The organism is Paenibacillus sp. CAA11 (assembly GCF_003060825.1).
Classification (GTDB): Bacteria; Bacillota; Bacilli; order Paenibacillales; family Paenibacillaceae; genus Fontibacillus.
On the sequence record NZ_CP028922.1, the window covers coordinates 3,306,689 to 3,323,015 of the forward strand.

Here is a 16,327-nt window from a genome sequence, read left to right on the forward strand (position 1 = left end):
CCTCTAGGCTCATAGGGACAGCGCGGCCTTCCGGCTTGTTAACCATTGCCCCATCACCTCATGTGTATCGGTCACCTTCCCAAAGTAACCGTCAATATTCACCAGGGTCATTTCATGTGCTTCTTTGGAGTAGGCGGCGCAGGCATCCTTCAAAAATACAATGTTGTAGTCCAGCATAAAACCATCTCTCGCCGTGGATTCTACGCATACATTAGTGCTGACTCCGGTCATAATCAAGGTTTCAATCTTGAGCGTTCTAAGCACGGAATCAAGCCGCGTATTTATAAATGCACTGTACCTATGTTTATTGACAATAATTTCTCCCGTCTGGGGAGCAACTTCATAGAAATCAGCCCCCCAGCTGCCTCTCCGGCATACCATGGCCGAGTGTCCGGAAGAACGGGTCGCCCAGGCCTCCGAATCAGTTGCCGCTTCGTGAAAGGTCTGAATGAAGATGATCGGCACCTCTTGCTCCCTAGCCGTGAACACCAGCTTATGCAGGTTTGGCATCATCTCTGCAACTCCGCTGACATCACTGCCTTTGCTTCCTAGCGCGCCTTCAGGATGACAATAATCATTCTGAACATCAACAACAATAACGGCTGCTTTCCGCTCCACAATCAGCTCCCCAATAGACTTCATCTTCGTCACCTCTAAGTTATAATTAGTAGTCATTTGCTCTCCCCCGCCTGGTTATTTTGTATTTGCCTGATTCACAAACTGCATATCCACCAGCTTGTCATAAGCATAGTCTCCTTTGAAAATTCCTGTCTGGATCATCACATCCATATCCTGTTTCAAGGCTGCCTCCGATATTTTGCCGTCTAGGCTCCACAAATGATCAGCATATGCCCGGTCCATGGCAGCTTGAATCGCTTCATCGGACAGCGTAGGGAATTCAGCCTTAAGGTCTTTTTGGACCAGCTCCTTATCGGATTGAACGGTTTTCAACGCTTCGAGAATGGCATTCGTGAACTTCTGTACCGTTTCCGGGTCCTTGTCGATGGTGGATTTCTTCACACTGAGTACGGAATAAGAGAAGTCCCCCAAATCATGAAACTTGTAAAACGGCTCCCCCCATACCTTTTTCGAGATACCGTCACTGATTTGAGGTTCGGACCCGTTGGCAATTTCCGCTGCGCCCTGCTGGACCATGGTTACTACTGTTGAACCATCCGCCGGTTCCAGCAGCTGTACATCCTTCTCGGGGTCAAGGCCCAGCTCCAGAAGCAGGTAGCGCGTTAGCAGATTAGGCGTGCCCCCGTGCCGCCCTGCATTGATCTTCTTGCCCTTTAAGAACGCCTTCAGATCCTCGGGAGAGCTGCCCTGAGGAGCCGTTCCTTCTTTGGCCATCAGATACACATTAGCTCGGTTAACCACATTAACGACAGATACGATCGGGTCTTTGTTGTTATTATTAGCCAGTGCATTAGATTCCGTGCCGCCGATAACTCCCCACGCGTCCCCGCTGACCACCGCGGTCACATGAGCGCCGCCAGCGGCCTGAATAATCTCCACCTCAAGTCCCTGCTTGGCAAAATACCCTTCCCTCTGTGCTAAGTAAAGCGGCAGGTAACCGGTAGAGTGAAGCGGCTCGGCAATGACGATTTTCTTCAGCTTCTTGTCTCCTGAAGCGGCATCTGCCGTCCGAGTATTTTCTCCTCCGCCACAGGCGGACAGCATGCCGGAAAACAGCATCAGACTAAGCAGCAGCAGCAGTTTGGCTCTATTTTTCATAAAGCAATCCCCCTATCCAACTATGGTCATTCCTTGTCTTACTGCTTAACTAATCCTTTGGACATCCATCTCTCAAGCAGCACAACTCCCCAGTACATCACCATAGAGAGCGCGGACAGCACCACAACACCCACCCACACGAGGTTGATATCCAGAATGGTTCCAGCATACATGATCATTCGTCCGACTCCCTGGCTGGAAGCAATGAATTCTCCTACAATCGCTCCGGCGAGGGCGAGAGCAATGTTGATCCTCAGGCTGCTGATGATCCAAGGCATGGACCAAGGAACCACAACCTTGGCGAAGACCTGCCATTTTTTGGCACCAAGAGAATACATAAGTTTTTCCATATCGGGATCCACACTCTTTACTCCGCTGTACGCAGACAGAGCCGAGACGACAACGGTCATCGAGAAGGCCAATGCCACTTTAGAGAAGAATCCAATTCCGAGCAGGATCACCAGCACGGGAGCCAGCGCCAGCTTCGGCAGGGCATTTAGAATGATGAGATATGGCTCGCTGATGCCAGCGTAGGATTTGGACCACCAAAAGGACAAACCAAGCAGCGCTCCAAGCGCAGTGCCAAAGATAAAACCGATCAAAGTTGCGCCTGAAGTGTAAGCGATGTCCCCAAGCAGCGCTCCTTCAGTAATCTGTATCCACGTTGTCCGCAGAATCGCGCTAGGACTGCTCCAATAATAAGAATCCAGCAGGCCCATGCGGGTGAACACCTCCCAGATCACAAAAATCATAACAGCTACTAGGAAGCGGCCCCACCCGATGCGGCGTGACCTCGTGCGAGCTATCGCCTCTTCGTCCTGGATAACAGGGACACTCTCCGGCCTTTTCACAGCTGCTGCGGGGACCGGCTCTGGCGCCTTGATAGTATGAATCACAAAAGCTTCATTGCGTGCGGTTTCCATGTCTCTTCCTCCTTGTCGGTTCAATCATTTAAGAAATTTGCTCATCCTCATGTCCGGCTGACAGCAAGTCCATGAGATGATGCTTGAGCTTCATAAAGGCGGGAGAGGTCATATCCTCCATCTTGCGAGGTCGCTCCATCGTAACCGTGATCTTGGACTTAATCCTGCCCGGCCGGGAAGAGAATACATAAATGTCATCCGACAGATAAATCGCTTCATCAATGTCATGCGTCACGAACAAGACCGTCTTCCCAAAGTCCTCCCAGATTTGCAGCAGCCAGTTCTGCATCGTCAACCGGGTTTGGGCATCAAGTGCTCCAAAGGGCTCGTCCAACAAAATAATATCCCTGTCATACAGAATCGTGCGCAGCAATGCTGCCCTCTGCCGCATTCCGCCCGACAGCTCCCTCGGATAATGCTTGTCAAACCCTCCAAGCCCGTACTTCTCCATCAGCGGAAGCGCGCGCTCCACCGCCTCCTGATGGGATACCCCCCTTATCTCCATGCCAAGAATAATGTTGTCCAGAATGGTGCGCCAAGGAAGCAGCATGTCCTTTTGCAACATGTAACCAACATAGCCAGCCTTGCCTACGATATCCTGCCCGTCCGCTATGACCTTCCCTGTCGATGGCGGCATCAGCCCTGCAATAATATTGAACAGCGTCGATTTGCCGCACCCGCTCGGTCCGATCATGCTGACGAAGCGTCCTTCCTCGATCGAGAGATTGGTTTCCCGCATGGCCGGAATTTCTTCACCGTTCCTGCGGAACCATTTGCTTACTCCAGAGATTTCGATTTTGTGTGTCATGCGCTCTTCCTCCTTATCTCAGCAGATATAAAAAAATCGCCAGTCTAGTCCCTAAGGCTGCACAGTTCATGCAGCGTTGACAGGTTCCAAACTGACGATTGCGCGGCTCTCCAGTTCAGCGGAGTTCCGACGGTTCGTTCAGATAACACTCGATATCCCGTTCCAGGAAAATGATCGTACCCGACAATTCGGTCTCCGCATCATAATCCTTAAGAATCGTGACGATATTCAGTTGAAATTGTTCCTTAAGCACTTGCTTGATTTCCTGTTTAAAAACTTGAAACAAAAGGTGGTCCAGCTGTCGGGTGGAAAGAGGGTGGTTCGCATCCAACAGCTTCAAGACCGGTACTCTGCTGTTTGTTGAGACGATTACAATCTTATTGCCGACGAAATCAACTTTCTGCTGTTTTACACCCACGTTAAAGATTTTCTTATTAATCGCGTTGTAAATCCTCAGAAGGTCCTGCTTGAATTCGCCTGCTGTCGTAATCATCTTGCACACCTCATCATGTTAGATATATTCCCACATTTACGAGTGTGTTGCTACCAACCGCTTCGTATGTGTTTAATTATAGGCATAAAAACAGCTGCGTCAACTATTTTATGTCATAAATAGTGACATATTTATTTTATATGTTAGATTATTTAACATTATTAATGAGTACTTTCTTATCCCACCATTACCATAAAAAAGTCCCCTCACAGCGGCCATGCTGCTGCAAGGAGACTTGTCTTCATTCTTTTGGTGACTTTGTCATTCTCTTATCTCTTCTACGCTAAATATGCAATTGCAAACTGCAGGCTTCTACCATCTGCTTCTGCGGAAAATCCGCAGGTTAACCAGCTGATAAGCCAGCCATACTACAGCAACAACGAGCATCATATCGAAGCAGACGTTAAACAGGAACAAATGCTTCCCGATATCAGCTTGGCCATCCCCCATGATTGGAACCATAAATCCAATGATGCCTACAAGGCCAATGAGCATCATAAGCTCTGTCCGGATCCGGCTGTGACGGTCCCATCTGCGGATGTATTCAAATATAGCTATCCCATAGTAGACTACATAGAACAAAGTAATAAACAGCAAGCTCTTCGGCATGTGCTTGTTCTTAAACTCGCTATAGGCGCTGTACGTATAAGCAAGCGCACCTGACGGCTTATTCTCTTGTTTCACATAAGAACCTAAGTAATACGGCCTGATGCTCATGCTGTTATTTGCCGCAAACTCCATCTTGCTGATCAGCCTGGATGGGTGCTTTAAATAGAACAACAGCACATCCTTATGAGATACCCGATCATAGAAATCTTCCTTCATTGAAGGGGCATCCTGCTTGATCGCTGTGTCTGTCTGGAAATAATTCGTACCGGCCAGCACCGACAGATGCTCCGGCAATCCCAGCTCTTTGAGGTCCCCTGGAACATCAGGAGAACCGTTCAGAATTCCGTAGAAGAAGGTTTGATACAAATTGATATTCTTCAAATCTTTCGGAGCCGCAATATACATCACCACCGAAATGACAAAAATCGAAACCGACAACCACATTGTTAGGCGGCGCCAGCTCAAATCATAACGCAGCGTCATAAAGCGCAGTCCCAATAAAGCGAATAAGATCCCCACCGGAGCATTCTGGATCTTGGAACAGGTGAGGAAGAAGACAGCGATGAAGTACATCCACAGCACCTTCTTCGACGGCTCCTCCTGATTTAAGAGCCACAACGCCAGCCCCACAGAGAGCAGCATGAACACAAGCGAAACCGGTTCACCGAAGAGCGAGTTGAAGTAAGCCAAATACGCAACATCGTAGAACACAAGCAGCAGGCAAATCGCAAGAACAATGCCAACAATCGTGGATTTGTATTTATTATGCCGCACTAAGATGAAGGTTGCTGCGAGCAGAAGAATGCAGAACAACGCCCCCATCACCCGGATATCGAAGGCCGAAGGATGAAATATGTATCCGATCAGCCGAGCTGCTGCAACAAGAATAATCTGGGTTGAAGTATAAAAACCTCTGAAAAAATGATCATAGGCAAAATATTGGTGAGAATAACCAAAGAATCGATCCTCATAGGACTCTCCCGGCACTCCGTAATTCAGCCCGATCGTCCCCATTACCCTCAAAAAGTCACCGTTATCCGCCACTCCGATAAACGGCTTCATAAACAGAAGGTAGATTATAATACATGCCCCTGCCAGAACGGCCACCCATTCAGCAGTAAAAAATCTTCTCATCATTCATTCGACCCTTCCCTTAATTCGGTTTCCTTTCGCGAAAATGTGATCCGCTTCTGCCCAAAGTAGTTCATGATCGTATATAATCCGCTCCCCGCTAATGCCGCCAGATTATCCTGCAAACGCGCACCTGCGGAAGGCAGAACCAGGGCAAGCAGCTGCTGCGCCGCTACCGCTGCCGCTCCATAAGCGACTGCATAGCATACTGCAGTGACAGCCATGAATCTCCACAAAGTAGCTCTGATGCTAGCTGTTGAGCGGAAGGTAAAGCTCTTATTCATGAAATAGCTGTTTACAGCGCCAACAACATTCCCTACCAGTGTAGAGATCCAATAGTTGAAGCCTAACGCGTTCAGACATATAAAGGTCACGGAAAGACCGATCAGGGTATTCACAATCCCGACCAGCGCAAACCGGATAAAGCCGCTCCCCACAACCTTGGAAACCGCCTTACCGCTCATGACCGGAATCCTCTCGTACGTCCCTTACTCCCACCTGTTCCCCCGCTGCCGAAGGAAGGTGCTGCTCGATCAAATAAAGAGGTCTATGCTTCACTTCCTTGTAAATCTTGCCGATGTATTCCCCGATCAGTCCCAGTGAAATCAAGACCATACCCCCAATAAACCACAGGGACAGCATAAGGGAGGTCCATCCGGTAACCACATTCCCGGAGATCTTGGAGAATACCGAGTAGATCCCGGCCAGGACACTCACTCCAAAAAAGAGAAAGCCCGATACAGTTACAAGCCGAATCGGCTCTACGCTCAGCGAGGTAATTCCTTCAAAGGCAAAGGCCAGCATTTTCTTGAACGGATATTTGGATTCGCCCGCAAACCGCTCCAGCCGGTCATACTTCACCGTAGTAGATTTAAGGCCGATAAGTGGAACCATCCCGCGAAGGAATAGATTCACTTCCTTGAATTTGGCCAGCTGCTCCAGCGCATTTTTACTCATCAGGCGATAATCCGCATGGTTGTATACCACCTTTAGCCCCATCCACTTCATTAGACGATAGAACGCGAGCGCCGAGTTGCGCTTGAACCAGGTATCCGTACTGCGGCTCTCCCGCACACCGTATACGATTTCATACCCTTCCCGATACCGCAGTACAAATTCACGAATTACTCTAACATCATCCTGCAAATCGGCATCAATGGAGATGACACAATCCGCCTGCTCCTTCGCCTGCATCAGCCCGCTGAGCAAGGCATTCTGATGCCCCACATTAGCGGCCAGCTTCAGCCCGGCAACCAAGGCATTGCGCTCATGATGCTCTTCAATAATCTCCCACGTGCGATCCGAACTGCCATCATTCACAAAGAGCAGAAAGCTCTTGTCCGAGACCAGTCCTTCCTTCATTAATCCATTTAGCACATCGCTAAGTTGTCGGATCGTCTCTTCAAGCACAGGTTCCTCATTATAACAAGGCACGACGATGCCCAGCGTTGGACTTTCTTGTACCATACACAACCACCTTAATCTATGTATCTTGGTAATGCTGCTGATTATTCTGCAAAATACCAACGTCCATTGTAACATTTTCTTACGCAATGGCAAAGTTCAAGCAGTATCTTACTTATTTAACCATACTAGGTGCTGTATGACACAAAAAAAAGAGAAACCATTCCCAGAGCCGCTAACCATTAACTGCTCCTTATGGCTTCTCCCTATTCGTCTATGGAATTGCCGCTCCTGGCTTAGTCTCTAAGCTAACGGACAGCAGATTTATAAGCTTCCACATATTCATTAGCTTTATGGGCAACAAGCGAGTAATCTTGGCGTTTCAGCGCCTCGCTGGTCAAATCTGAACCGATGCCTACAGCTACGGCACCTGCCCGGATCCAATCCGCCAAGTTCTCAAGGCTGACCCCGCCTGTAGGCATAATATTGGCCTGCGGCAGCGGACCCTTAATCGCTTTGATAATCGACGGTTCAAAGACGTTGCCCGGGAACAGCTTCACCACATCCGCTCCAAGCTCGAGCGCTGTCTGAATCTCGCGGATCGTCATCGCTCCTGGCATCACAGGAACCCGGTAGCGGTTGCACAGCCGAATCGTCTCTTCATTCACGGAAGGAGCCACAACGAATGCAGCACCGCTCAGGATGGCTGCTCTCGCTGTCTCAGGATCCAGCACGGTCCCGGCTCCAATGACAGCCCGGCTTGCCTCCTCCTCAGCGTCCCAGCTGTACTTGCGGGCAAGTGCAGCAATGGCCTCAAGCGCGAAGGGAACCGTTAAAGTCACTTCGATCACTTTAATCCCCCCCGCAATCGCCTGCTCTGCCAAAGCCACAACTTGCTCAGGGCTGTCCCCCCTTAGAACCGCCACCATACCTTCTTGTACGATTTGCTGTACAATCTGAAATTTTTTCATATTAAGAGTTCATCCTTTCCTTTATGAATTAAGATTGCTTCGTCTGCTTCACTAGCGCTCCACATGTGACTTCCCTTCAAGAACCTGTTCAACCTCTGTCCATGAAGGCAGCCCTTCCCAGTCTCCAGGAGTCTGGATCACCATCGAACCGATCAGATTGCCAAGACGTACAGCTTCTCCGTGGCCCCTACCCTGAAGAAGACCTGCCAAGAATCCTGCGCAAAATCCGTCTCCTGCTCCGACCGTATCTACCACGCGCTCTACATTAAAATAAGGAATCTCCGAGAGGTTCCCATCCTCGAGCAAATAAGTCACTTGATCGCCGCCCTTGATAATCTTCACCGCGGACAAGGTATTCAATTGGCCGATGATCTCTTCCAGAGAATCCGTTTCATAGAGCATCTTCAGTTCATCCAGCCCCGGGAGGAAATAATCTGCCTGCTCAGCCAATTCCAGCAGCACCGGTCTTGCCTCCTCCATGCTCCAGAGTTTCAGCCTTAGATTGGGATCAAAGCTGACCTTGGTGCCATGCTTCTTCGCAAGCTCTACCGCCTTAAACAGCGTATGTCTGCTGGAATCGCTTAAGGCAGCGGTAATTCCGGTGATATGCAGGATTGAAGCGCTTGCAATGTAATCCTCATTCAAGTGTTCTGGCTGGATGCAGCTCGCCGCAGAATTTTTTCTGTAATAATAGACCGAGCTTTTGCCGCCAACCTGCTCTCTCAGCATTAATCCTGTCGGGGCTTTCTGGTCAAATTGAACCTGTGTTATATCAACGCCTTCCCCGCGCAGAGACTTAGCGATTCGGCGTCCGATCGGGTCATCCCCCAGCCTTCCAAACCACCCTGAACTTCGGCCTAATCTGGACAAACCAATGGCCACATTGCTCTCGGCCCCCCCGAAGGACATCTCAAGTGCTGAGCTATATTCCAAGCCCTTCTGGCCCACAGACATCATCAGTCCCATGGATTCCCCAAAGGTAATTACCTCCAAGGCGGGATTTGGACCTACCCGTGAGGACACATTCACCATATCCCTTCACTTTCCCCTTTCCTTCGCCAAAATGAGAAATAAAAAATAATTTAAGTTCATTTACGTTTATTTTAGTACAAAAGCTTGATTAATGCACCAAAAAGATTTAATTTATACTCATACGAACAAACACTAAAACGACAAGGAGAGATTAAAATGGAAATCCGCTATGCATCCCATCCTAGAGAAGTCAAGCAATTTGATACAGAGCGTCTGCGGCAGGAGTTTGTAATTGAATCCCTGTTTGTTCCTGGCAAGCTTACCTTGGTATACTCCCACGTGGATCGCTTTATTGTTGGAGGGGCCGTCCCGCTGGATGACAAGCTTGCTCTTGAAGCCGATCCGAAGGAAATCGGAGCTTCAACCTTCCTCGAGCGCCGCGAAGTCGGCATTATCAATATCGGAGGCCAAGGTAAAATTACGGTCGACGGTGAGGTGTACACTTTGGAATCCAGAGAATGCCTGTATGTCGGCCTAGGCGTGAAGGAGGTTATTTTTGAAAGTACCCATGCGTCCGATCCTGCTAAGTTCTACCTGAACTCCACCCCTGCTCATAAAGCATACCCAACGGTAAAAACAGGACAGTCCGACGCTTTCAATGTTCATTTGGGTGCAATTGAGAACTCTAATGAACGGACTATTTATCGTTATATTCATGAGAAGGGCATTCAATCCTGCCAACTGGTCATGGGCATGACCCAATTGGAAAGCGGTAACATGTGGAATACCATGCCTGCTCATACCCACAACCGCCGTTCCGAAGTATACCTGTATTTCAATCTGCCTGAGGAAAGCGTAGTGTTTCATTTGATGGGCGAACCGCAGGAAACAAGACATGTGGTGATGCGCAATGAGCAGGCCGTCATTTCACCAAGCTGGTCCATCCATAGCGGTGTAGGCACAAGCAATTATGTGTTTATCTGGGGAATGGCCGGCGAGAACCAGGTTTTTGAGGATATGGACGGCGTCGATATGAAAGAGCTAAAATAAATGCATTACTCTTAAAAAGAACGGATGGAAGCCTAGAATGAACCCTATACGAAGATATGAGAAAATCATGGAAGCCATGCTGGCTGAGAAAGAAGTGACGGTTGCCGAGCTTAGCGAACGGCTTCAAGTCACAGGCAAGACCATTCGGGAGGACCTGACCAAGCTGGAAGAACAGGGTCTTGTCGTGCGTGTACACGGCGGTGCTATTCTTGCCGACAGCGACCAGTTTGGCATGTTATCCGGGAAGGACCGGCTGGTTAAGCATGCGGAGGAGAAGAGCGAAATTGCCGAAGCCGCCATGAGATTTATTGGCCAAGGCGATATCGTCGCACTGGACGGAGGAAGCACCACGCTTGAGATTGCCCGGCGTCTGGGGGATTCTCCGCTAACGGTGATCACCAATGACGTCTACATTATCAGTGAGCTTGCTCCCAAGGAGCAAATCCGGCTCGTCGTTCCCGGCGGTTATCGGGTGCGTAACATGCTGGCAGGCCCTGAAGCTGTCTCTTATATCCGCAAGCTGAATATCCAGAAAGCGTTCATCTCTTCAACCGGGGTTCATTCAGAGCACGGCTTGTCGGTTTATACCGGCGATTTAATCGATTTCAAAAGAGCGCTCATCGAGACAGCAGCCGAACGCTATGCTGTAGTTGATCATCATAAATTTGGCCAAACCGCACTGCGCACCTTTGCTTCACTGTCTGAGCTGGACGCGCTGATCACCGACCGCAAGCTTAGTCCCGAAACGGCAGAGCTGTTTGCGCAAGAAGGGGTCCGGATCGAACGGTAAATCCATCACTAACTAATCATTGTCGATATAATAAGGAGGTTTGTTCTCATGAACTTATTTGATCTTCAAGGCAAAACCGCGCTTGTCACCGGAGCAGCCAGCGGACTAGGCCAAGGCATCGCCCTCGCCTTCGCCGAAGCTGGAGCAGATGTCATATCCGTGTCTCTATCAAGCAGCGAAGAGACCGTAAAGGGAATTCAATCATTTGGCAGACAAGCGAAGGAAATCGCCGCAGACTTAAGTCAGGCGGATCAGCTGGAGCGGATCTTCCAAGAGTCTTTGGAACTGACAGGGCAAATTGATATCCTGGTGAACAATGCCGGCATTATACGCCGCACACCTGCTGCTCAGCACAGCAGACAAGACTGGTATGATGTGATTGACATTAACCTGCACACCGTATTTCTGCTGTCCCAACTGGCAGGAAACCATATGATCTCCCGTGGAAGCGGCAAGATTATCAACATCGCCTCCATGCTTTCCTTCCAAGGAGGCATTAATGTGCCAGGCTATACGGCGAGCAAGCATGGCGTTGCCGGATTGACCAAAGCCTTCGCCAATGAATGGGCCGACAAAGGTATTCAGGTGAACGCCTTGGCACCAGGATATATGGCCACAGACAACACAGCACCGATTCGCCAGGATCAAGAGCGTACCCAATCCATCACAGATCGCATTCCTGCCGGCCGCTGGGGAACACCGGATGACCTGAAGGGGCCTGCTGTCTTCCTCGCTTCTGCCGCATCCGATTACTTAAACGGACATATTCTCTGTGTAGATGGGGGCTGGATGGCTAGATAGCACCGCCAACAAGCACCCAAAGTTAAATAGGCTGCTCTTTGCATGCTGCTTTATGTCAGCCTTGCAGAAGCAGCCTTAGTCCGATTTTTTCAGCGGTTTAAGTAACACCAAAATCCCTTAGCAGACTTAAACTGCGTCTCTTCTCCCTTTGCTTACATCTGCATCTGCTTCAGCTCATAGAATGCTCCACGCCGCTCCATCAGTTCCTCAAAGGTACCGAACTCGGCCACCTTCCCCTCCTTCATGACCACAATCCGATCCGCATCCCGAATAGTAGATAAACGGTGAGCTACAATGAACGTGGTGCGGCCCCGGGTCAGCTCCTTCATCGCTTTCTGTACGATAAACTCCGAGATATTATCTAGTGCTGAAGTCGCCTCATCGAGCAGAATAATCTGCGGATCACGGATCATTGCCCGGGCAATAGCAATGCGCTGCCGCTGGCCTCCAGACAGCTTGCCGCCATGCTCACCGATCAGTGTATCGAGTCCCTGCGGCATTTGAGCAATGACATCCTGCAGATTGGCAAGCCGAATGACCTCCTGCAGCTTCTCTTCGGGTACATCAGACAACCCGTAAGTAATGTTATTTCGAATGGAGCCTGAGAATAACACCGTAGTCTGAGGCACCACAGCAAGCCTCTGCCGGTACAGACGAATATCCAGCTCGTCCAGTGGAATACCATCTACCCTAATCTGCCCTGCTGTCGGCCTATAGAATCCAATCACAAGACTCAGCACGGTGGACTTTCCCGCACCAGACTCTCCTACAAATGCGATACATTCCCCCGGCTGGACGGTTAATGTAAACTGGTTCAACACATGCTTGTCCGTATCCTTATAGCTGAACTCCACCGTATCAAATTCAAATTTACCTTCAAAATGTTCAACACTTCGCGTTCCCTGATACTCCTCAACCTGTCTGGAAGTCAAAACCTCTGAGATTGAATGGATCGATTCGAATCCTCTGGCAAACTGGGGGTACACATTCAGCATACTGTTTACTGATGCCAGAATGGTCGAGAAGAAGCCCTGATACATAACTACATCGCCAACTCGGATTTGACCGTTGTAAGCCATAATGCAAGTAAATCCCAGACACACGATCTGGAACAAGGAGAAGGAAACCCAGCTAGAGGCGCCAAATAAGGCTTCGGTAATATCAAGGCGATACCCCTTGCCTTTCAATTCGGCCAGTGTCGTATCCACCTTCTCAATCTCCATTTCCTCCAAGCCATGCGCCCTAGTAACTGGTATCATTTCTACAGTCTCGGCCACCTGGCCGGACATGCTCTCAATTTGCTTGCGAAACTCACGGTTTCGGGCGCGGATTTTACCCCGGAAGAAAGTGATGATGATCACCCCAAACGGAATGACAAGCACAAAAAACAAACTGACCTGCAAACTCCGATACGCGGTAATGGTGATGGCAATCAACACATTTGTTACCGCCGGCATGAAGGAGTACATCATCTGTTTGGACAAAGTCTCGACCGCTTCTACATCCCGAAGCACCTTCGATTGAAGCCGGCCCGCCCGCAAATCACTGTGATAGGACATGGATAAATGCTGGAGCTTGCGAATGAGTGTGCCACGAAGCCCTGCTTCCACCTGTCTTGAGGAGCGACTCATGAAGCTTACATGTGCATAAGCGGAAGGAACATTCTGTACGATGACAATAGCAGCAATAGCTATATCCAGCCATAGCCACCCCAGACCTGCGGTGTCCGGGCTGCTCAGATGGTTGATCATATCAGCTGTAATCATTGGAATCACCCAGGTGGGCGCATGCTTGAAAACATAGAAAATCAAGGACACAAGCAGGTTTAGACGCATACCTTTATATAGCTGCAAGAGTGTATAAAAGGGTTGCCTCTCGCCCATACCCGCTTCCATAAACTGTTTCTCGAAGTCAGGGATTCGCTCTTCCGCCATACGCATCTGCATTCCTTCTTTCCTAGAGAAGCTGTCTTGCTGATCTATGATTTCCATAATACATGGCCTGTAGACGAGTTCCTTAGGAACAAATGTCTACAGGCCATGTAAGTAGAGTTAGCTGTGCACCTCTTCATCTGCTAACCCCTCATAATGGAAGAAAGCAAAGTCTGCATGGCTGCCCTTGAACTGGCGCATATCCTGTGCGGCGATCCCCACAAAATTGCCGGTAAAGCCGCCGGAGAGAAAGCCGATATGCTCAGGACCGCCCAATGGCTCCCACGCTGCAGTCTCGCTTGTACAGAAGCTGAACTGTGCCTTTAAGCCGTGCACCTCTACCGCTAAGGATACAGCTCCCTGTGCTTCCAGCTTAATCACATCCGGGAGTAGTGTGAACTCATCTACTGCGCAGCGCATCAGGCGAAGCACCCTCCCCTCGGCTTCGTCGTGGCTGATATACGCGTAGAGGTAGTTATCCTCATTTAAGTAAAGAAGGAGGCCTGCCATCTGCAAATAAGTTACTGGATCATACTCCAGCAGAGTCTCAGCCCGAAAGCTCTTATCGGTTTGGCGGATCGCCAGAAGGTGCTGATTAAAAAGACTCTGCAGCGACTCACCTCCATAGATCCGTAAGAACCCAGCCCTCTTCTGTAGCGAGCACCAGCTCTCATTCGCAAGAATGCGCAGCGTATTCCAGTTGCTTTTCAACTGCGGACCGTTAAAGTCATCCTTGAAAGATAATGACTCCAGCTGCCTCTGCTGGATCACTGTTCCCTTTGGCGCAGGTACTTCGATTCTAGGATGGTTGCCTCCCCCAACTAGTCGCAGCCAGCCTTCCTCGTCCCAATACACCTGCTGCAAGGCGGTTTCCCGTCCTAGCACCGCATATTTGCCTGCAAGCGGACGTGTGCACAAGTGGGCCATATACCATTCGCCATCAGCCGTCTCTACAAGACTCCCATGACCCGCGCACTGCAGTGGCAGCGCCGAATCATCCCGCGAAGTCAACATCGGGTTGAGAGGGTCCACCTCGTATGGCCCAAGCAGCTCACGGGACCTTGCCACGGTAACAGCATGACCGGTACCTGTTCCTCCTTCGGCAGTAATTAAGTAGTAGTAGCCCCCGTATTTGTAAATATGCGGAGCTTCCGTCTTCTTGAGTGGGGTGCAGTCGAATAGCTTGACCGGATCACCGATCAGGCGCTGCTGCTTCGGATCATATTCTTGGATAACGATGCCGCTTGATTTATTTCCCTCTTCAATCCGGTAATCCCACAGCTGATTTAACAACCATTTACGTCCATCCGTATCATGGAACAGGGAAGGGTCGAACCCACTGCTGTTCAAGTAAATGGGTTTCGACCAAGGGCCTTCAATTTGAGAAGACCTAATTAAGTAATTGTGCGCATCCTTAAACGGACGCTTGGTGCTTTTCACATCCGTATAAATCAGATAGAAATAACCATCATCGTAGCTGAGCTGCGGAGCCCAAATACTGCAATTCTTCGGATTTCCACGTAAATCCACCTGGTCTGTCAAAATATCCGTGCAGTGCTCCCATTCCAATAGGTTGCTTGATTTATAAATCCGGACTCCTGGAAGCCATTCAAAAGATGAAACTGCAATATAATAAGTATCCTCAACCCTAATCATACAGGGATCAGGGTTAAATCCCCGCAAGACGGGGTTATGAATTACACAGTTCTCTGAACGTTCGCTAATCATCGGTTATCTACTCCCTCCTCCGTGATAAAAGTTTGATCCGCTGAAGAACTCTTCCATATGCGGGCCTCCTTGATCCGATTCATAGCTTTCCGTCCAATCGGCACGTCTAACTCCTGCATGGCCGCTCTCAGGTCTGGAGCTATACTCCCGATAGCGAACCGTAGATTCATTCGCCGGATTTCCCCAATTATCCCATCCCAAGGGATGAATATGGCTTCCCATTATACAGTTCACAAAATCTGTCTTCGCATACTCACGCCAAGGGCGCCCTAAATAAACCTCGTTCACTCCCTCTTCAGCTGTCAAATAACAATGACTGAACACATAGCCGTCTCGCTGCTCCCTTGGTGTAGAAGCGGCCGTGATGTAGCCAGGGCCGCCCCCCCAATGCTTCAAGCTGCGAATCTCGCATTCCTCAAACCAGGCTGCTGCACCGCCAAAGATAAAATCAACCGTTCCTTCAATATAGCAGTGAAGGTACAATTGTCTGCAGCGGTCATGCTCCTCCTTTAAAGGAACTCCTTCAAAAGCTCTTCCTTCCTTAGTGGCCGGAGGGAAGGGACCCGTGAATAATGTGTCCTGATACCCTTTGAAGGCACAATTCCGGAACACTGCTTCGTCACAATGGGCGTAAACGGCCACCGCCTGCCCAATACCTTCTCCCTGCCCTGCTCTGTTGGACACCGTGATATTCTCCACAGTCAACCGGCTGCCGCCTAGGAATAAGGTAGGCGTTCCGAAGGTGCCGATTTCCCGCCCGTTCTGCCCCAGCTGGCGGGCGTACAGGCTGCCTCGAATCTCCACTTGGCCTAGTCCAATCACAGTTAAATCAGAACGATATATGCGGACGTTCTCCTCGTAGAGGCCTGATAAAATGTACAGGGTATCCATTTGCTTCTGTGGCCGCCGCTCAAGGGCATCCACCGCCTCCTGAATCGTCCGGTAATCGCAGAACGCTTCATGACCAACCAGCATGCTT

Annotated in this window: 16 protein-coding genes; 3 read left to right on the plus strand and 13 right to left on the minus strand. The window is 49.7% G+C overall.

The annotated features are described in order from the left end of the window. Nucleotides 1–9: 9 nt before the first annotated feature. The 10 genes from DCC85_RS15495 to DCC85_RS15540 form a co-directional block, all read right to left on the minus strand. A complete protein-coding gene (locus tag DCC85_RS15495; protein WP_108467904.1) occupies nt 10–642 on the minus strand; it encodes a cysteine hydrolase family protein in 633 nt (210 codons plus the stop codon). 51 nt (nt 643–693) lie between these two features. Next, nucleotides 694–1,683, minus strand: coding sequence for an ABC transporter substrate-binding protein (locus DCC85_RS15500; RefSeq protein ID WP_442789545.1), 990 nt, complete (start codon nt 1,681–1,683; stop codon nt 694–696). A 92-nt stretch (nt 1,684–1,775) separates the two neighbouring features. Next, nucleotides 1,776–2,660 carry an ABC transporter permease gene (locus DCC85_RS15505; RefSeq protein WP_108466414.1) on the minus strand — a complete coding sequence of 295 codons (885 nt, stop codon included), beginning with the start codon at nt 2,658–2,660 and terminating at the stop codon, nt 1,776–1,778. Nucleotides 2,661–2,688: 28 nt separating this feature from the next. Further along, nucleotides 2,689–3,468: an ABC transporter ATP-binding protein gene (locus DCC85_RS15510; protein ID WP_108466415.1), complete on the minus strand. Its 780-nt coding sequence runs from the start codon at nt 3,466–3,468 to the stop codon at nt 2,689–2,691. 115 nt (nt 3,469–3,583) lie between these two features. After that, nucleotides 3,584–3,961 carry a Na-translocating system protein MpsC family protein gene (locus DCC85_RS15515; protein WP_234414197.1) on the minus strand — a complete coding sequence of 126 codons (378 nt, stop codon included), beginning with the start codon at nt 3,959–3,961 and terminating at the stop codon, nt 3,584–3,586. Between the two features lie 312 nt (nt 3,962–4,273). Beyond that, the gene (gene wsfD / locus DCC85_RS15520) at nt 4,274–5,707 is read right to left on the minus strand and encodes a glycan biosynthesis hexose transferase WsfD (protein WP_108466416.1); all 1,434 of its coding nucleotides are present in this window, start codon (nt 5,705–5,707) and stop codon (nt 4,274–4,276) included. Next, nucleotides 5,704–6,165 carry a GtrA family protein gene (locus DCC85_RS15525; protein WP_108466417.1) on the minus strand — a complete coding sequence of 154 codons (462 nt, stop codon included), beginning with the start codon at nt 6,163–6,165 and terminating at the stop codon, nt 5,704–5,706. The genes wsfD and DCC85_RS15525 overlap by 4 nt, the downstream gene beginning before the upstream one ends. Continuing rightward, nucleotides 6,155–7,168, minus strand: coding sequence for a glycosyltransferase family 2 protein (locus DCC85_RS15530; RefSeq protein WP_108466418.1), 1,014 nt, complete (start codon nt 7,166–7,168; stop codon nt 6,155–6,157). The genes DCC85_RS15525 and DCC85_RS15530 overlap by 11 nt, the downstream gene beginning before the upstream one ends. A 245-nt stretch (nt 7,169–7,413) precedes the next feature. Further along, nucleotides 7,414–8,076, minus strand: a complete 663-nt coding sequence (locus tag DCC85_RS15535) for a bifunctional 2-keto-4-hydroxyglutarate aldolase/2-keto-3-deoxy-6-phosphogluconate aldolase (protein WP_108466419.1) — start codon at nt 8,074–8,076, stop codon at nt 7,414–7,416. Between the two features lie 51 nt (nt 8,077–8,127). Next, nucleotides 8,128–9,108 (minus strand): sugar kinase, encoded by a 981-nt coding sequence (locus DCC85_RS15540; protein ID WP_108466420.1) that lies wholly within the window; start codon nt 9,106–9,108, stop codon nt 8,128–8,130. A 156-nt stretch (nt 9,109–9,264) separates the two neighbouring features. On the opposite strand from DCC85_RS15540, the gene kduI reads away from it, so the two are divergent. From kduI to kduD, 3 genes are read left to right on the plus strand one after another with little or no spacing between them, the layout of a single operon-like run. Continuing rightward, the gene (gene kduI, locus DCC85_RS15545; RefSeq protein ID WP_199909928.1) at nt 9,265–10,098 is read left to right on the plus strand and encodes a 5-dehydro-4-deoxy-D-glucuronate isomerase; all 834 of its coding nucleotides are present in this window, start codon (nt 9,265–9,267) and stop codon (nt 10,096–10,098) included. 37 nt (nt 10,099–10,135) lie between these two features. Next, nucleotides 10,136–10,888: a DeoR/GlpR family DNA-binding transcription regulator gene (locus DCC85_RS15550; RefSeq protein WP_108466421.1), complete on the plus strand. Its 753-nt coding sequence runs from the start codon at nt 10,136–10,138 to the stop codon at nt 10,886–10,888. A 48-nt stretch (nt 10,889–10,936) separates the two neighbouring features. After that, a complete protein-coding gene (gene kduD / locus DCC85_RS15555; RefSeq protein WP_108466422.1) occupies nt 10,937–11,689 on the plus strand; it encodes a 2-dehydro-3-deoxy-D-gluconate 5-dehydrogenase KduD in 753 nt (250 codons plus the stop codon). A gap of 152 nt (nt 11,690–11,841) precedes the next feature. Here the strand turns inward: kduD and DCC85_RS15560 are convergent, their stop codons facing one another. The 3 genes from DCC85_RS15560 to DCC85_RS15570 are packed head-to-tail and all read right to left on the minus strand — an operon-like array spanning nt 11,842 to nt 16,323. Beyond that, nucleotides 11,842–13,680 carry an ABC transporter ATP-binding protein gene (locus DCC85_RS15560; protein ID WP_234414198.1) on the minus strand — a complete coding sequence of 613 codons (1,839 nt, stop codon included), beginning with the start codon at nt 13,678–13,680 and terminating at the stop codon, nt 11,842–11,844. Between the two features lie 60 nt (nt 13,681–13,740). After that, nucleotides 13,741–15,348 (minus strand): glycoside hydrolase family 43 protein, encoded by a 1,608-nt coding sequence (locus DCC85_RS15565; protein ID WP_108466423.1) that lies wholly within the window; start codon nt 15,346–15,348, stop codon nt 13,741–13,743. A 3-nt stretch (nt 15,349–15,351) separates the two neighbouring features. After that, nucleotides 15,352–16,323 (minus strand): pectinesterase family protein, encoded by a 972-nt coding sequence (locus DCC85_RS15570; protein ID WP_108466424.1) that lies wholly within the window; start codon nt 16,321–16,323, stop codon nt 15,352–15,354. Between the last annotated feature and the right edge of the window lie 4 nt (nt 16,324–16,327).

Excerpts from the sequence above, each read along its gene's own strand:
- DCC85_RS15495 (WP_108467904.1), bottom strand. The coding sequence starts at position 642 with ATGAAGTCTATTGGGGAGCTGATTGTGGAGCGGAAAGCAGCCGTTATT.
- DCC85_RS15500 (WP_442789545.1), bottom strand. The coding sequence starts at position 1,683 with ATGCTGTCCGCCTGTGGCGGAGGAGAAAATACTCGGACGGCAGATGCC.
- DCC85_RS15505 (WP_108466414.1), bottom strand. The coding sequence starts at position 2,660 with ATGGAAACCGCACGCAATGAAGCTTTTGTGATTCATACTATCAAGGCG.
- DCC85_RS15510 (WP_108466415.1), bottom strand. The coding sequence starts at position 3,468 with ATGACACACAAAATCGAAATCTCTGGAGTAAGCAAATGGTTCCGCAGG.
- DCC85_RS15515 (WP_234414197.1), bottom strand. The coding sequence starts at position 3,961 with ATGATTACGACAGCAGGCGAATTCAAGCAGGACCTTCTGAGGATTTAC.
- wsfD (WP_108466416.1), bottom strand. The coding sequence starts at position 5,707 with ATGATGAGAAGATTTTTTACTGCTGAATGGGTGGCCGTTCTGGCAGGG.
- DCC85_RS15525 (WP_108466417.1), bottom strand. The coding sequence starts at position 6,165 with ATGAGCGGTAAGGCGGTTTCCAAGGTTGTGGGGAGCGGCTTTATCCGG.
- DCC85_RS15530 (WP_108466418.1), bottom strand. The coding sequence starts at position 7,168 with ATGGTACAAGAAAGTCCAACGCTGGGCATCGTCGTGCCTTGTTATAAT.
- DCC85_RS15535 (WP_108466419.1), bottom strand. The coding sequence starts at position 8,076 with ATGAAAAAATTTCAGATTGTACAGCAAATCGTACAAGAAGGTATGGTG.
- DCC85_RS15540 (WP_108466420.1), bottom strand. The coding sequence starts at position 9,108 with ATGGTGAATGTGTCCTCACGGGTAGGTCCAAATCCCGCCTTGGAGGTA.
- kduI (WP_199909928.1), top strand. The coding sequence starts at position 9,265 with ATGGAAATCCGCTATGCATCCCATCCTAGAGAAGTCAAGCAATTTGAT.
- DCC85_RS15550 (WP_108466421.1), top strand. The coding sequence starts at position 10,136 with ATGAACCCTATACGAAGATATGAGAAAATCATGGAAGCCATGCTGGCT.
- kduD (WP_108466422.1), top strand. The coding sequence starts at position 10,937 with ATGAACTTATTTGATCTTCAAGGCAAAACCGCGCTTGTCACCGGAGCA.
- DCC85_RS15560 (WP_234414198.1), bottom strand. The coding sequence starts at position 13,680 with ATGGAAATCATAGATCAGCAAGACAGCTTCTCTAGGAAAGAAGGAATG.
- DCC85_RS15565 (WP_108466423.1), bottom strand. The coding sequence starts at position 15,348 with ATGATTAGCGAACGTTCAGAGAACTGTGTAATTCATAACCCCGTCTTG.
- DCC85_RS15570 (WP_108466424.1), bottom strand. The coding sequence starts at position 16,323 with ATGCTGGTTGGTCATGAAGCGTTCTGCGATTACCGGACGATTCAGGAG.